11 protein-coding genes are annotated in these 16,189 nt (G+C 39.1%); all 11 read left to right on the top strand.

The annotated features are described in order from the left end of the window. Positions 1–53: 53 nt before the first annotated feature. The 11 genes from rnpA (at position 54) to BS34_RS0111390 (ending at position 15,878) form a co-directional block, all read left to right on the top strand. On the top strand, positions 54–476 hold the full coding sequence (rnpA, locus tag BS34_RS0111435) for a ribonuclease P protein component (RefSeq protein WP_051640877.1): 423 nt from the start codon (positions 54–56) through the stop codon (positions 474–476). A gap of 21 nt (positions 477–497) precedes the next feature. Continuing rightward, positions 498–2,183 carry a membrane protein insertase YidC gene (gene yidC, locus BS34_RS0111430; RefSeq protein ID WP_029408639.1) on the top strand — a complete coding sequence of 562 codons (1,686 nt, stop codon included), beginning with the start codon at positions 498–500 and terminating at the stop codon, positions 2,181–2,183. 11 nt (positions 2,184–2,194) lie between these two features. Further along, positions 2,195–2,521: a hypothetical protein gene (locus BS34_RS0111425; protein WP_029408638.1), complete on the top strand. Its 327-nt coding sequence runs from the start codon at positions 2,195–2,197 to the stop codon at positions 2,519–2,521. Positions 2,522–2,674: 153 nt separating this feature from the next. Then, a complete protein-coding gene (gene mnmE, locus BS34_RS0111420) occupies positions 2,675–4,036 on the top strand; it encodes a tRNA uridine-5-carboxymethylaminomethyl(34) synthesis GTPase MnmE (protein ID WP_029408637.1) in 1,362 nt (453 codons plus the stop codon). A 168-nt stretch (positions 4,037–4,204) separates the two neighbouring features. After that, the gene (locus BS34_RS0111415; protein WP_038126723.1) at positions 4,205–5,332 is read left to right on the top strand and encodes an efflux RND transporter periplasmic adaptor subunit; all 1,128 of its coding nucleotides are present in this window, start codon (positions 4,205–4,207) and stop codon (positions 5,330–5,332) included. After that, positions 5,329–8,406 carry an efflux RND transporter permease subunit gene (locus BS34_RS0111410; protein ID WP_029408635.1) on the top strand — a complete coding sequence of 1,026 codons (3,078 nt, stop codon included), beginning with the start codon at positions 5,329–5,331 and terminating at the stop codon, positions 8,404–8,406. Before BS34_RS0111415 ends, BS34_RS0111410 begins: the two co-directional genes overlap by 4 nt. 168 nt (positions 8,407–8,574) lie before the next feature. Continuing rightward, positions 8,575–9,171 (top strand): YigZ family protein, encoded by a 597-nt coding sequence (locus tag BS34_RS0111405; RefSeq protein WP_029408634.1) that lies wholly within the window; start codon positions 8,575–8,577, stop codon positions 9,169–9,171. 399 nt (positions 9,172–9,570) lie between these two features. Continuing rightward, positions 9,571–9,876 carry a hypothetical protein gene (locus BS34_RS13015; RefSeq protein ID WP_158661016.1) on the top strand — a complete coding sequence of 102 codons (306 nt, stop codon included), beginning with the start codon at positions 9,571–9,573 and terminating at the stop codon, positions 9,874–9,876. 238 nt (positions 9,877–10,114) lie between these two features. Further along, the gene (locus BS34_RS0111400) at positions 10,115–11,398 is read left to right on the top strand and encodes an efflux RND transporter periplasmic adaptor subunit (protein ID WP_038126722.1); all 1,284 of its coding nucleotides are present in this window, start codon (positions 10,115–10,117) and stop codon (positions 11,396–11,398) included. A gap of 12 nt (positions 11,399–11,410) precedes the next feature. Beyond that, entirely contained in the window at positions 11,411–14,587 is a 3,177-nt protein-coding gene (locus tag BS34_RS0111395; protein ID WP_051640876.1) for an efflux RND transporter permease subunit, read from the top strand. Next, positions 14,580–15,878, top strand: a complete 1,299-nt coding sequence (locus BS34_RS0111390; protein ID WP_029408631.1) for a TolC family protein — start codon at positions 14,580–14,582, stop codon at positions 15,876–15,878. Before BS34_RS0111395 ends, BS34_RS0111390 begins: the two co-directional genes overlap by 8 nt. The last annotated feature ends 311 nt before the right edge of the window (positions 15,879–16,189 follow it).

The raw sequence follows: 16,189 nt of genomic DNA, 5'->3' as shown, positions 1-16,189 counted from the left end.
TTTAAACGCGTTGTGTTTGTTCTTCAAATACAACAACTCTTCTGGGGGAGTTAATGAATTCTAAACAAGAGTTATCAACTCCCACAGAAACCCCTTCTTCTATACAAACGAAAAAAGATTTTCCTAAATCTAATCGATTGTTATCTCCAAAATCTTACTCTCACGTATTTGCTAAAGCCGAACGATTCGGTAATCGTAATTGGACATTGATTGTTCGCCCAAATCACGAAGAAACCACTCGACTTGGATTAGCCATTGCTAAAAAGCAATTACAACGTGCTGTTTGGCGTAATAGAGTAAAAAGAATAGCAAGAGAAGCATTTCGTTCACATAAGACAGAATTAAGTGGGTATGATATTGTCGTTTTAGGTAAAAAAGGCATGCAAGAGATTGATAACAAGACATTGCATGAGAGCTTTTTACACCTAATTCGCAAAATTCACAAAAGTAAATTAAAAAACCGTTCATCAAAATAAGATTTACAAAGAGTATCACACATGAATATGAGATCAATTTGGTGGTTAGCGTTAGCTTTTACGTTAACTTGGATATGGCTAGAATGGACCCAGTTTACTGCTCATAAAACGCAGCAAACCTTGGAAACCAGCACGGCACAAGAAGTGCCTGTAGCAAGTCAAAATGCAGTGGTTTCTGCGGCTAAACCTGGCGTTGCTAATGATGTTCCTGCAACTCATTCTGGAGCGGTTCAAAATAATGCGGTACCAAACTTGCAAAGTGCGGTGACTCAAGGTCAGCGTATTCATGTCACTACCGACACATTAGATCTTATTATAGATACAAATGGTGGTGATATCCGTGATGCAAAACTGTTGCAATACGGCGCATCAGATGATCACTCTCAGCCATTCCATTTAATGTCTGATACCGGGCCATTGGTTTATATGGCTCAAAATGGTTTAGCAACTCAAAAAGAGGCTAAATTACCTGCACCAACGCATAAAAGTGTTTATCAAACGGCAAAAACCAATTATGAAATGACCGGTGATAAACTCGTAGTGCCTTTAACTTGGACCCAAGATGGGGTCAAGGTTACAAAATCTTATACCTTTACTAAAGGTAAATACTTGGTAGATGTTGCTTATCAGGTTGAAAACGCCACTCAAGAAACTTGGTCTGGTAGCCTATACTCTCAGTTAGTACGCAATCGTTTTAATCCTGATCACCAGTTCATGATGTACACCTATACTGGGCCAGTTCTTTATGATCACAACGCTGAAGATAAGTACGTTAAACACTCATTTGATGATTTAAATACCCAAGCGATTAGTGGACGTAATGTCACCGGTGGTTGGGCAGCAATGATTCAGCAGTACTTCTTAACGGCACTAATTCCTAATCAAAGTCAGCAACATAGTTATTTTGCTAAACCTTTAGGTGATGACCGCTATGCCGTTGGTTTGGTTCAGCCTTTAGTTCAAGTGGCTCCAGGACAAAGCTCGGTATTAACTTCTTCGATTTATATTGGGCCTGAGTCTCAAGATAAATTAGCAGAAATTGCTCCAGGTTTAGAGCGCACAATTGACTATGGTATTTTGACCGTTCTTGCCGAACCTATTTTTTGGTTATTAGAAAAAATTCATAATGTGGTTGGTAACTGGGGTGTGGCAATTATCTTGTTAACGCTGTTAATTAAGTTAGTGTTCTACAAGTTATCAGAAACCAGCTACCGTTCTATGGCAAGAATGAAAAAATTCCAGCCTAAGTTAGCACAGCTTAAAGAAAATTACGGTGATGATAAAGCGGTCTTCCAGCAGAAGATGATGAAGCTTTATAAAGAAGAGAAAATTAACCCACTGGGTGGTTGTTTACCAATCTTTATTCAGATGCCGGTCTTTATTGCACTTTACTGGGTACTTTTATATTCGGTAGAAATGCGTCAAGCACCGTTTATGTTATGGATTCAAGATTTATCGGCACAAGATCCATATTACATACTTCCTGTGATTATGGGTATTACCATGTTTGTTCAGCAGAAATTAAACCCTTCTGCCATGATGGATGAGATGCAGCAAAAAGTCATGAAGTTATTGCCATTTATCTTCACTATTTTCTTCATGTTCTTCCCTGCAGGTTTAGTTCTTTACTGGGTAGTGAACAACATTCTATCGGTATCGCAACAGTGGTATATCACACGTAAAATTGAAGCTGGCGAAGAGAAATAAAGGAATAAAACATGCATTTAACCTATCAAAAACTGGGTACAGATCACCCAATGTATGGAAAAGTAGAATCTTTAGTTGCAGATGGAACTAAACCTATTTGTTATAAAACTAAAGAGGGTTATATGCCTTTAGAAGAAGGAGCGGCTCCTGCAGTGACTTCTTCTGAAGCTGCTGAAGTAAATACTAAACCTTTATATGTTTTATCATTTAAAGTGAATGATGAAGCTGAAGAGATGACGTTTACCTCTAAGAAAAAATTGGATAAAACCATCGCGCTTTATTCAGAAAAAGAATTTATTAGTGATTTAAAAACAACTACGTACAATATTATGGCGTAGTATTGTTGGGTCTTTAAGGGTTTAACCAACAAAAGATAAGTTTTAAGAAAAGTTTCAAACGCCCTTTTTAGGGCGTTTTTGTTTTACCAGGCCTGCTAATTTGATTGAGACCTTCGCACCTATCTCGTGCAAAGGTCTCGTTTTGGAATGTTTATGGAATTTGACAATATAGATACTATTGCAGCAGTTGCGACCGCACCAGGAAGAGGTGGGGTCGGCATTGTACGTGTGTCTGGTAAAAAATCTGCTGAAATTGCCAAAGCAGTTTTAGGTAAATTACCTAAACCTCGCTATGCTCACTACGGAGCTTTTTATGCAGAAGATGGTTCGGTTTTAGACCAAGGTATTGCTTTGTATTTCCCTAATCCTCATTCCTTTACAGGTGAAGATGTATTAGAACTCCAAGGCCATGGTGGGCCAGTGGTTTTGCAATGGCTTTTGGCGCGAGTGGTTGAGTTAGGTGCAAGGTTAGCTGAGCCAGGCGAGTTTTCAAAACAAGCGTTTATGAACGATAAACTCGACTTAGCTCAAGCCGAAGCCATTGCCGATTTAATTGACGCTTCATCTAACCAAGCCGCAAAATCGGCTTTACGCTCTATGCAAGGGGATTTCTCTAGAGAAGTAAATACCTTGGTTGAAGAGCTAACCCAATTACGCATTTTTGTTGAAGCTGCGATTGATTTTCCAGAAGAAGAAATCGACTTTTTATCAGATGGTAAAGTGGCAGGCCAGTTACAACATATTTTAGAACGTTTACATGTCGTTTTTGCCTCAGCCAAACAAGGTGCATTATTGCGTGAAGGTATGTCGGTCGTTATTTTAGGACGCCCCAATGCAGGTAAATCAAGTTTATTAAATGCGTTGTCGGGCAAAGAAAGTGCAATTGTTACGGATATTGCTGGCACCACACGAGACATCGTCAAAGAAGAAATTAATATTGATGGCATGCCGTTGCACATTCTAGATACTGCTGGGGTGCGTGTGGCAACCGATCAAGTAGAAAAAATTGGAATTGAACGAGCCTGGCAGGCATTAGACAGTGCAGATCGAGTTTTGGTCATGTTACAAGCAGGCGAGGCGATTCATGCAGAAGACCAAATCATTTTAGATAAACTCCCCGAACATATTCCCGTAACCTTAGTTAGGAATAAAATTGACTTAATCAACCATGAGCCAATGGTAGAAGTAGAAGCCGAAACAGGTAGAATGGTAATCTGGCTTTCAGCTAAACATAAGTTAGGGTTAGATTCTTTGCAAGAGCATCTCAAAACTGAGATGGGTTATGCACAAACTGAAGAAGGGGTATTTATGGCAAGAAAACGCCATTTAGATGCCTTACAAACCGCCCTTGATTGGACCTTAAATGGCCAAAATCAATTAGAACAGTTTGCAGCAGGTGAGCTATTAGCAGAAGACTTACGTCTTGCTCAAGAAGCTTTGTCTGAAATTACTGGGCGATTCACCTCAGACGATTTATTGGGTAGGATTTTTACCTCATTTTGTATTGGTAAATAGTCACCCGAACAGACTTTTTAGAATAACCAGGCCTGGTAGCTATGTATAATATGAGCTAAAGTAACCTTAACAATGTAAACCAAACAATTCATTTTCTCTGAGAGCATCGCATAAGTGATGGCTCTCATTACCTATTTACACAATGAGTATTCAATGTGGGAGAGCATAGTGTCATTAAATTCAATCACGTCAGCAAAGTTAGCAACCAATACCATAACCAGTAAATTAACCTTAGGGTTAGTAGTCACGGGTTTGGTAACAGGTTTATTAAGCGGCTGTAATAATGAAGCTGAACAGCCTGAAAAAGTTGTTCCAGTTGTTAAAACCATTACCATTGATTCGGCTTCCACCCAACCAACTTGGTCATTAGTAGGAACGGTCTCTGCGCGTTATCAATCTAACTTAGCTTTTAGAGTCAGTGGCAAAATAGAAAAACGCCTTGTGAATGTGGGGGATACGGTAAAACCTGGCCAAGTGCTTTATAAATTAGACTCAACAGACTATCAATTAGCGGTGAATATTGCTTTGGCCAATGTAAACGCAACGCAATCAGAAATTAACAATGCTAAAACCGAATTAGCACGCTATGAAAGTCTGTTTAAACGTAAACTGAGTTCGCAGCAAGTGATTGACCAGGCACAAACCCAATTGACCGTTTTACAAGAGCAATTAAAAGCACAAAAATTACAAGAAAAACAAGCCCGAAATCAATTGCAATACACCACATTAAAATCACCAGGCCTGGGTAAAATTTTGGCGGTGATGGCTGAAGAAGATGAGGTAGTTAGTGCTGGCAAGCCTGTAGCCTCTTTAGCTTTAAATGGTTCAAGAGAAGTCAGCGTTTCTATTCCTGAAACTCGTTTACCAGGCCTGCCTAAAATCGCTCAAGCTCAAATTTATGGTGACAAGCATCTTTATCCTGTTAAGTTGCGTCAAATTTCGGGTCAATCTGATCCTGCGAGCCGAACTTGGAAAGCCAACTATGCCTTTGAATTAGGCGATAAGAGCTCACAAAAAGAGTTGGATGCCCTTAACTTAGGGCAAACAGCAAAATTGATTTTTGCCATGGATCACTCTTTAATCAAAGTACCTAATACCGCACTCTATGAACAAGCTGATTTTTCTTCAGTTTGGCAAGTTAAAGAGGGCAAAGTTCATCGTATTAAAGTTAAAGTTAAAAGTTTATCTGACCGTTGGGCTTGGGTTGAAGGAGATTTCTCTGAGGTTAAAACGATTGTTGCCTTAGGGGCTCACCTTCTTAATGAAGGTGAAGCTGTCAGGGAGTCTGCTGAATGAACCGTTTTAATGTTTCCGCTTACGGGATTAAACAGCAATCCTTAACGCTCTACTTTATTTTGATGGTTGCCATTGCGGGTATCTATGCATTTTTACACATGGGTCGTGCTGAAGATCCAAATTTTAGTGTAAATACTATGGTTGTGTCTGCCATTTGGCCTGGAGCAACCGCTAAAGAAATACAAAATCAAGTCGCTGATCCGTTAGAAAAACAGATTGAACAAATTAAGTATTTTTACAAAGTAGAAACCAAGTCTCGTGCAGGACGAGTAGATATGTTAGTAACCTTTGCGGATAATACTCCGCATGGGATTTCTGAAGAACTTTATTATCAAGTCCGTAAACGTTTGGGGGATCAATCCATTCATTTACCTGCTGGTGTACAAGGCCCATTTTTTAATGATGATTTTGGTGATGTTTATTTCACTTTATACAGCTTTACAGGAAAAGACTGGCCTCAAGAAAAGTTAGTTCAAGAAGCCGATAAAATGCAAGTTGCATTAGGTAGGGTTGAAGGTGTTAAAAAAGTTAATATCATCGGTGAGCGTAATCAACGTATATTTATTGATATTAATGAAGAGCGTGTCGCTCAGCTTGGTTTAAGTTTGGCCTCATTAAAAGGGGCGATTAATGGCCAATTATCGGTTACTGATTCTGGTTTTATAGAAACTAACGGGCCAAGACTATACATAAGAACGGGTCAGGGTTTAAGTTCAAAAAAAGATGCAGTTGAACAAATCAAACACTTGCCTTTAGTTATTGGTGGTAAACAGGTTTTAGTACAAGACGTGGCAAAAGTCAGCCGTGGTTATGAATCACCGCCAACGTATTTAGTAAGAGCTAAAGGTCAAGATGCCGTTTTGCTTGGTGTGGTGATGTCAGCTTCAACAGACGGTTTAGTATTAGAAAAAAACCTTAAAAACTTTGAAGCACAATATAATAAAAATTTACCACTTGGTATAAAGGTTGATAAATTAACTAACCAAGCTGATGCTATTCATCAAGCTGTTAGCACCTTTCAGATAAAGTTTGTTACTGCTCTGTTAGTAGTATTAATTGTTAGTCTGATTGCACTAGGTTTTAGAGCTGGATTAATTGTTGCTTTGGCTGTGCCCTTAACCTTAACCATGACCTTTTTATTTATGTTTATTGATGGTCTTAATTTTGACAGAATAACCTTAGGTGCATTGATTCTTTCACTGGGATTACTGGTAGACGATGCCATTATTTCGATTGAAATGATGTTGGTTAAAATGGAAGAAGGCATGGATAAAGCCAAAGCCGCCGCCCATTCTTGGACTGTAACTGCTGCACCTATGATTGTAGGTACTTTGGTCACTGTAGCAGGGTTCTTGCCCGTTGGTTTAGCTCAGTCTCGTGTTGGTGAATATGCTGGTAATATCTTTACGGTTCTTGGAATCTCTCTTATTGCTTCTTGGATTGTTGCGGTTTACTTTACGCCATACCTTGGCTATAAACTATTGCCAGAAAAAATTAAGCATGAATCGCTTAAAAAAGATCCTTACGATACACGTTTTTATCGTGCTTTAAGAGGGCTAATTACCTTTTGTGTTCGCAGAAAGTTTTTAATAATTATACTTACCGTTTTGTTGTTTATCTTGTCTGTAATAGGCATGAACAAACTGGTTCTAAAACAGTTCTTTCCCAGTTCAGATAGGCCTGAATTGATGGTCGACATTTCTCTGCCAGAAGGCACGGGAATTAATGTCACCAATGAAGTGACTAAAAAAGTAGAAGAAGTCATTAATCAGTATGATGAAGTGAAGTCCTTATCGTCTTATATTGGTCGTGGTGCTCCACGTTTCTTTTTAGCATTAAACCCAGAACTTACAAACCCTGCATTTGCAAAAATTGTAGTAGTTACACGTGGTAAAGAAGAGCGTGAAGCATTACAAGCTAAGTTACGTAAACTGGTTAATGAAGGTAAATTTCCAGAAGCTAGAGTACGAGTACACCCTCTTTTATTTGGACCTCCTGTTACCTGGCCGGTTAGTTTTAGAGTGGTTGGACCAGACCCAATAGAATTAAGAAAAATTGCCAATGAGCTAAGAGACCTTATTGAAAAGCAAAGCTTTGCGGTTGATCCACATCTTGAATGGGGTGCACGAGTTCCTACTCTTCATCTTGATATGAATAAGATACGTTTAGCCCAGCTAGGCTTAACCAGTCAAGATGTTGCCGAACAGCTTAAAGCTCAGTTACAAGGTATTACGGTTGCTCAGGTTAGAGAAGATTTTAGAACCATTAATGTACTTATCCGAGCGAAGAAAACCGAAAAAATTGATGTGTCTGAACTCGGCAGTTTAATGATTAAAACGGCTAAAGGCACAACCTTACCCGTTGATCAATTGGGTAATATTGATATTCAGTATGAAGATCCGTTGCTAGAACGAAGAAATAGAGAATTGTATTTATCGGTTAATAGCGAACTGAATCCAGGTATTCAGCCACCTGTTGCTACAGGTATTATTCAAAAACAGATGCAGCCAATCATTGATAAGTTACCTTTTGGTTATCGAATTGATGTTGGGGGTTCTGTTGAAGAATCTGCTAAAGCTCAAGCTTCTATTAAAGTATTAGTGCCATTAATGTTATTAGCAATGACATTGTTAATTATGTTATTAGTTAAATCATTTGGTACCTTGTTTATGGTTTTGATAACCGCTCCTTTAGGATTAATTGGGGCAGTAGTTGCTTTAGTATTGTTTAATCAACCGTTTGGTTTTGTGGCGAATTTAGGGTTATTAGGTTTAGCGGGTATTTTAATGCGTAACACACTTATTTTGACTGGGCAGATTGAAGAGCATCTTCAAGAAGGATATTCAAAACAAGAGGCTGTTATTGAAGCGACTGTTCGCCGTTCAAGACCTGTGCTGTTAACAGCTATTGCCGCAATGTTGGCATTTATTCCCCTGACCCATTCCACTTTCTGGGGGCCAATGGCGTTTGTATTGATTGGTGGTATTGGCTTTGGAACCTTATTAACCATTCTGTTTTTGCCAGCACTATATTCTGTAATGAACAAAATTAAACTTCAAGAGACCTTTGCATGAGTCGGGGATGTAGGAAAAAAGTGAAATAATTCTTTAGATTTAGTCTAAAAAAACCGCATAATATGAGCTTTTGGGCGGATTTTTTAAGCTGAAGATAGAGAATTATAGCCTTTTTTAACCATTCATCGACTCGTGTTTATGCCCATGGGTGCAAAGGTCTCTCCAATAATGTCCTATTCTATTCCTACTCAAGAAGCTACCGCAGAGATAGAAATTAAAAAAAGCCGCTTTATTGCCTACGCCAAAGGTATTCAAGATAGAGCAGAGGGAATGATTTGGCTTGAACAGATAAAAGCACAGTACCCAGATGCTAGGCATCACTGCTGGGCGTACTTAATTGGTAATCCAAACTGTGCCGCTAATGCTGGGATGGGAGATGATGGAGAACCTTCGGGTACTGCAGGTAAACCCATCTTAAATGTCCTTAACCATAAAGGCGTTGGTGATGTAATGATAATTGTTGTTCGTTACTTCGGTGGAGTTAAACTCGGTGCTGGAGGCTTAACCCGTGCTTATGGTCAAGCGGCACAAGCGGTTATGGAAGTGCTATCAACTGAACAGCAAGTTGATATGCTTACCTATATGGTCAAATGTGATTTTGCTTTGGAAAAACAAATACGTCATTGGGTAGAGGCTTTGCAAGGCTTGATTGTAGAGGTTGAGTATGTTGAGCAGGTACATATCACATTAAAAATCCCGTTAGTATCTAGCGATACTTTACAGCAAAAGTTAGATGCCTATGGCTGCCAATACAAAAATGATTAAAGTCAAATAGAATCAATTCAACACCTTGATTTTGCTAAAAATCTAATAAAGAGACCTTGGCACGAGAGTATGCACGAGTAAAAATGGTTCTAGGTGCCCCTTGAGGGTAAAAATTCACCTGATTTTTGTTGTACCCCAAGGGCACTTCCGTTGGGCGACACCTTGCGAATAGCTAGCTATTCCCTGCGTTTTCCGCCGCAATCAGGCAAATTTTTTACCCTCAAGAGGTACTCACGCCTATTTTTCTTTCGCACCTATCTCGTGCAAAGGTCTCATAATGTTAAATTTAAGAATTTAATTGCAATCCATTATTAAACTTATATAATCGAATTTATGAAACATTATTTAATGATATTCGTAGTTCTTTTTTCTACCCTCTCTCCGCAGTGGGCAGGTGCGATGTCGTTTGAAAATAATGTTTCTAGCGAACCGCACCATCACTCCGCCACAATGGCAGAGCACGATTGTTGTGATTCAATGAAGATGGCCTCTAATTCCGATCAAGATCATTCTTATTGTCCATATTGTGCAGGTGACTGTCATTGTGACAGTGGGCAGTTTTGTCATCACGTTTCTCCTGTAACCAGTGTTATTGAAAATGATTTTCAGCATTTACTTTTGACGCAAGCGTTTACCCCATCGACATCTTCTCCTTTCCCTGTTTTATTCATATCACAAGAACTTAGACCCCCACAGTTTTCATAAAGAGAGCTTTGCTCGAGTTGATGAATATAAAAAGGCTGTGATTGGTAATTTTAGCCTAAATTTAAAGCATTCCATCTCGTCATTGTTGCATTGATGATTCGTGCAAAGCCCTCATAAAGCAATTCTCAATTATTTAATTTTGTTATTCGGCCCTAGCTTGTTAACTTTACTTGTTAACTTTATTTGTCAACTTTACATGTTTATGGCCGCGTAAATCTGCTTTAAAAAAGGGTTTAACATGAAACACTTGGTTTCGATATTGTTCTTATTTTTATCTACTACTTTCTTCTTAAACAACGCTGATGCTGAAGACGGTTCTACTCATAGTGCAGCATCTCATTCTGATAGTGCTTCTAGTCTGCCAACTTTGGATGATGATCCAACTGCTTTGTTTAAGTATGTGTGTCCTATGCATCCGCAAATTGTTAGAGATCACGAGGGTTCGTGTCCTATTTGTGGAATGGATTTGGTCAAACAGGCATTTGAACAGACGCAATCTGCACCAAAAATTTCTGCTGGAGCATCGTCTGATGATGGTGTAAAGCAAGGTTTCGCCATCAGAACAAATGAGGTAAAAGAAACCACTCTTTGGAAGTACATACCCACTTTTGGAAAAGTGGTTGCGGATGAAACTAAAGTGGTGCATATCCATCCAAGAGCATCTGGATGGATTAGTGATTTAAGTGTTAGAAGTAATGGTGAATCGGTTAAAAAAGGCAGTTTGCTTTACCGTTTGTATTCACCAGAGATAGTTTCTGCACAGCAAGATTTGTTGCTTGCTCGTCAAAACCAAAAAAGAATGGGTAAAGCGGCTAATTCCTTGTTGGCTTCTGCCAAGATTCGCCTGAAGTTGTTAGGGGTGAGAAATGATGTCATCAAGATCATTTTGAGGAAAAATAAAACCATTAATGAAATTCCCATTTATGCTCCTCAAGATGGGATTGCAACCAACCTGGTTGTTCAAGATGGCATGTTTGTACAACCTAAAACACGTTTAATGAGTGTCTCTGACCTAACTTCTGTGTGGGTTGAAGCGGAAATATTACCTTTACAGCAAGCTTGGATTAAAAGTAGATTAACCGCAAATATCACCTCTGATGCCTTCCCTGAAAAGCGTTGGGAAAGTGATATTGAGTACATCTACCCGGTTGCAGATGCTAAAACGCAAGCGTTAAAAGTACGTTTACCAGTAATAAATACGGGGTTGTTTTTAAAGCCCAATATGTTTATGAATGTTGAAATTTACGGTGGTCCTAAACATGATGTATTAGCGATTCCATTGGGGGCAGTGATTGATGATGGTTTAACAAAACGAGTGGTTTTACAGTTGGACGATGGTCGATTTGAAGTGGTTAAAGTGCAAACGGGTATGGAAAGCTTGGGTGTGGTTGAAATTGTAAGTGGATTAAAAAAAGGCGACAAGATTGTCACTTCTGGGCAGTTTTTGATTGATTCAGAAAGTCAGATTCAGACCAATTTAAGGCGCTTAATCTCATCTGATAATACATCGTCGTCTAAATAATGGAGGGTTAAGATGATTAATCACATAATTTCATACTCCATTCGCAACCGAGTCTTAGTGTTGTTAGTCAGTATCGCCATCGCCGTTTGGGGTTGGATGGCGTTGCAAAAAACGCCTTTGGATGCCATTCCAGATTTATCTGATGTGCAGGTAATTATTAAAACGCCTTTTGCAGGCCAAACTCCGCAAGTCATTGAAGATCAGGTGACCTATCCTATTTCTAATTTAATGATGTCAGTACCAAAAGCAAAAGCGGTAAGGGGTTATTCGTTTTTTGGTGATTCTTATGTGTATGTACTTTTTGAAGATGGAACTGATCCCTATTGGGCCAGGTCTCGTGTTTTAGAGTATTTAAACCAAGTTAAAGGCAATTTGCCTTCAAATGTACAGCCTGCTTTAGGGCCTGATGCTTCTGGAGTCGGTTGGGTATATGAATATGCGTTGGTTGATAAAAGTCACAGACATGATTTAGCAGAGCTGAGAAGTTTACAGGATTGGTTTTTAAAGTTTGAATTGCAATCTGTTCCAGGTGTATCAGAAGTCGCCTCGGTTGGCGGTATGGTGAAACAATATCAAGTTGTTGTTAATCCCAATAAGTTACGAGCTTACAAACTGACGTTAAAGAAAGTTCAAGAGAGTATTAAAAACAGTACGGTTGAAATGGGGGCGTCGGTTATAGAGCAAGCCGAAGCGGAATATATGGTGGCTGTAAAGGGATATGTTTCAAAAATATCGGATTTAGAGCAAATTCCCATAGGATTAACCTCTAAAAACAATACTCCAGTTTTACTTAAAGATATTGCCAGTATTAAGCTCGGTACAGAACCTCGCCGTGGAATTGCAGAATTGAACGGTAAAGGCGAAGTGGTAGGAGGCATTATCGTGATGCGTTCTGGTGAAAATGCGTCTAAAGTCATTGAGCGGGTTAAAAATAAAATAGAACAACTCAAACCAGGGTTACCAAAAGGGGTTGAACTCGTTGAAGTTTATAACCGCGGTAGCTTAATTCAGCGTGCGATAGACACCTTAAGCAATAAATTATTAGAAGAGATGTTGGTGGTTGCTCTAATTTCTTTGTTGTTTCTCATGCATTTACGCTCTGCTTTGGTCGCCATTATCTCTTTACCGTTAGGGATTTTAGGGGCATTTATTATTATGGAGCGTTTAGGGGTTTCTGCCAATATTATGAGCTTGGGCGGCATTGCCATTGCTATTGGAGCGATGGTGGATGCTACCATCGTTATGATTGAAAATGCACATAAACATTTAGAAGCACATTTTGTTAAAACGGGTCAACATCCTAAAGGCGAGGCACATTGGGCGATTGTATTGACTTCGGCAAAAGAAGTGGGTGTGCCGCTGTTTTTATCATTGTTAATTATTGCACTAAGTTTTATTCCCATTTTTGCCTTACAAGAGCAAGCTGGACGGTTGTTCACTCCACTGGCTTTAACAAAAACCTTGGCAATGGCGGTTGCGGCTGGAATAGCAATTAGCTTAGTTCCTGTTCTTATAGGTTATTTTGTACGTGGTAAATTACCTAAAGAAGCTAAAAACCCAATTAATCGTGTATTAGTGGCATTGTATCGACCTATATTAAGTCGGTTACTCGATTGGCCAAAAATGGTCATTGTCGTCGCGATTATTTTATTAACTTCTATTCTCTATCCTTGGCAGCTGTTAGGCTCTGAGTTTATGCCTGAGTTAGAAGAGGGCGATTTACTTTATATGCCTACCACATTGCCTGGTCTTTCTATTGGTCAAGCGCAATCGTTATTGCAACAAACAGACAGCATGATTAAGTCTTTTCCTGAAGTTAAAAGTGTTTTTGGAAAAATAGGTCGGGCAGATACCGCAACTGATCCAGCACCTTTAACCATGATAGAAACCACAATTCAATTGCATGATAAAAACAAATGGCGAGCAGGGATGACTTTAGATAAGTTAATTTCTGAGTTAAATGAAAAGGTTAAGTTTCCTGGCGTCACTAATTCCTGGGTTCAGCCAATTAAAACGCGTATTGATATGCTTTCTACAGGTATTAAAACCCCAATCGGTATTAAAGTTTCGGGGGACGACTTAGCGGTTATTGAAAAAATTGGTGAGAATATAGAAGGTGTATTGAAAGGATTTCCAGGGACGTTATCAGTCTATTCAGATAGAGCTCAAGGTGGTCGTTACATTGATATTTTACCCAACCGAACACAGATGGCATTGTATGGTTTAAATATGGCAGAGCTGTCGGACATTATTTCAACAGCGGTGGGTGGTAAAAAACTGCAAACGACTTTGGAAGGTCGTGAGCGCTATTCAATGAATTTGCGTTATCCTCAAGTTTGGCGTGATTCTGTGCAGAAATTGCAACAATTACCTATTGTCACCTCCTCTGGTCAGCAGTTACAACTAGGACAAGTTGCCGATGTGAGTATTCGATTAGGCCCTCCCATGATTAAATCTGAAAATGCACGGTTAAACGGTTTGACCTTTGTAGATTTAGCTAAAGGGACAGATTTAGCTGATTATGTGCAAAAAGCACAAAAATTAGTGGCCGATAAAGTGAATTTACCCGCGGGTTACAGTATTAGTTGGACTGGACAATATGAATACTTAATAAAGGCACAAAAAACCTTGCAAACCATTGTGCCGTTTACTTTGTTGATTATCTTTGTTTTGCTGTACTTAATCTTTAAAAATGTAACCGAAGCGTTAATGATTTTATTGGTTGTGCCTTTTGCTTTATTAGGTTCTGTTTGGACCATTTGGTGGCTAGGGTATGATTATTCGATTGCCATAGCGGTAGGTATGATTGCTTTGGCAGGAGTCGCCGCAGAGTTTGGCGTCATTATGCTGTTATACCTTAAGCAAGCTATTAAAGAAGCCGAAGACAAAAATCTTCTTAATAATCAATCTGAATTGATTCAAGCCATTATGCGTGGAGCAGTTCAACGAGTACGCCCTAAAGCAATGACCGTTATTGTGGTAGTTGTAGGCTTACTACCGATTATGTACGGAAGTGGAACAGGCTCTGAAGTGATGCAACGCATAGCAGCTCCCATGATTGGCGGCATGATTTCTGCACCAATGGTTTCTATGTTTCTTATTCCAATATTGACCTTTTTGCTGTACCGAAATCGACTGTTTTCAAACAAAAGACAGGAATTAAATATGAAAGGAGAATTAAATGATTAATCGTCTTTTATTAGTCTGTATAGGTTGGATATTTACTCAATCGGTATGGGCATTACCTGCTACACCTGAGCCTGGTTTTACACAAAATGCACAATTAAAAGCCCTGTTTAGCAAAGCGTTACAAAATAATCCGTCACTTGCTTTGGTAAGAGCTCAGGAAAGAGTGGCTTATCGTAACCAACAAAAAATGGACAGTTTGGCTAAACCACAAGTTGATTTCAAATCCGAGCTCAGTTATGCATGGATGAAGAAAAATGACTTTGCTCGAACTGCGAGCCAAATAAGTGCTAAATATCCTTTATATCAACCAGATGACACGAATTTAATTAATATCGCAGACAATCAGCATGATGCCGCTCTTTATCAAGAAAAGGCTCAAGAGCAACAGCTCTTACTCAAAATAGCCCAGCAATATTTTAATTATTGGGCACTAAAAGTTGAGTTTGAATTTTTGGAAAAGGAGCAGAATTCGATTACAGAAATTCTTCGCCAGGTGAATCAGCGATTTCAAATTGGTTACCAAGACTTAAACGATATTACTGAGGTACAAGCTAGGTTAGACACTAATCGTGCTGATTTGTTTAAAGCCCAGCAAAGAATGCAAATTACCCAAGCCGAATTAGAAGAGTTAGTGGGTGGTACCGTTGATTTAAGCAGTTTTCAACCGCCTAAAAATTTGCCTCCCCTAATTGCTCTTAAACAATCTAGTGCAATTGAAAGCATTTGGTCAAAATGGGTGGAATCGAACCCTGAGTTACAAGCCATGATGTTAGAGCAGTCTGCTGCAACAGAACAGGTGGAATATGAAAAAAATAGAGATGGTATCCAGGTTGAAGCCTTCAGTGCTTTAGTCTATAACGACAGTGACGGAAATTTCTATGATGACATGCAAGGCTTAAAAGCAGGCGTCCAAGTGAATATTCCTCTATATACTGGCGGTAAGACGGATGCTTTAATTGCAAAGGCAAGGGCAGCAAAAACAGCGGTGGGTGCAAAAATTAAGCAAAAAAGACTCGCTCTTGAAGGGCAAGCTAAAAGAGCTTATATAAGTTATAACGCTCAACTTACCACTTTAACAGCTCTAAAAGCTGCGCTTAGCTCAAATCAACAAGCAAAAAAAGCAACTGAAAATGGATTGAGTACTGGAACACGAAACATTCTAGATTTATTAACCGCTCAAAGGAATTTACACAGAGCTGAAAGGGATGTTCCTAAAACTGTCTCACAAATATGGACTAACTGGTATCTATATTATTGGAGTGCAGGTTTATTAAAGCATTCTGAAAATTAAGATGGATAGAGTTCAACTCATGCAAAACTCTTTATATATACAAGAAGTAATAAGAATTGCCAGGCCTGGTAAATTTAAAATGATTATTAGGTTGTCAGATTAGGTAAAAACAAACTTCAATTTCTTAAAATGTGAATAACCCTGTGGATAAGTAGTGAGTAAAGTGGGGTTAACTCTCAAAATGTCATAAAAGCGTAAAAAAGTATAAAAAAGGTGAATAAAGGGGTTGCGTTGTTGGTGGAAATGACTAGAATACGCACCTGTTCCAACGCAGACACCCAAAACAAGCAACTTAGTTGCGAGTAAGCGTG

Origin of the sequence: Thiomicrorhabdus sp. Milos-T2 (assembly GCF_000702325.1) — a bacterium.
Lineage (GTDB): Bacteria > Pseudomonadota > Gammaproteobacteria > Thiomicrospirales > Thiomicrospiraceae > Thiomicrorhabdus.
Note: the sequence above shows the minus strand (reverse complement) of the source record. Positions and strands in the feature narration are given on the sequence as shown.

Excerpts from the sequence above, each read along its gene's own strand:
- rnpA (WP_051640877.1), top strand. The coding sequence starts at position 54 with ATGAATTCTAAACAAGAGTTATCAACTCCCACAGAAACCCCTTCTTCT.
- yidC (WP_029408639.1), top strand. The coding sequence starts at position 498 with ATGAATATGAGATCAATTTGGTGGTTAGCGTTAGCTTTTACGTTAACT.
- BS34_RS0111425 (WP_029408638.1), top strand. The coding sequence starts at position 2,195 with ATGCATTTAACCTATCAAAAACTGGGTACAGATCACCCAATGTATGGA.
- mnmE (WP_029408637.1), top strand. The coding sequence starts at position 2,675 with ATGGAATTTGACAATATAGATACTATTGCAGCAGTTGCGACCGCACCA.
- BS34_RS0111410 (WP_029408635.1), top strand. The coding sequence starts at position 5,329 with ATGAACCGTTTTAATGTTTCCGCTTACGGGATTAAACAGCAATCCTTA.
- BS34_RS0111405 (WP_029408634.1), top strand. The coding sequence starts at position 8,575 with ATGTCCTATTCTATTCCTACTCAAGAAGCTACCGCAGAGATAGAAATT.
- BS34_RS13015 (WP_158661016.1), top strand. The coding sequence starts at position 9,571 with ATGTCGTTTGAAAATAATGTTTCTAGCGAACCGCACCATCACTCCGCC.
- BS34_RS0111400 (WP_038126722.1), top strand. The coding sequence starts at position 10,115 with ATGAAACACTTGGTTTCGATATTGTTCTTATTTTTATCTACTACTTTC.
- BS34_RS0111395 (WP_051640876.1), top strand. The coding sequence starts at position 11,411 with ATGATTAATCACATAATTTCATACTCCATTCGCAACCGAGTCTTAGTG.
- BS34_RS0111390 (WP_029408631.1), top strand. The coding sequence starts at position 14,580 with ATGATTAATCGTCTTTTATTAGTCTGTATAGGTTGGATATTTACTCAA.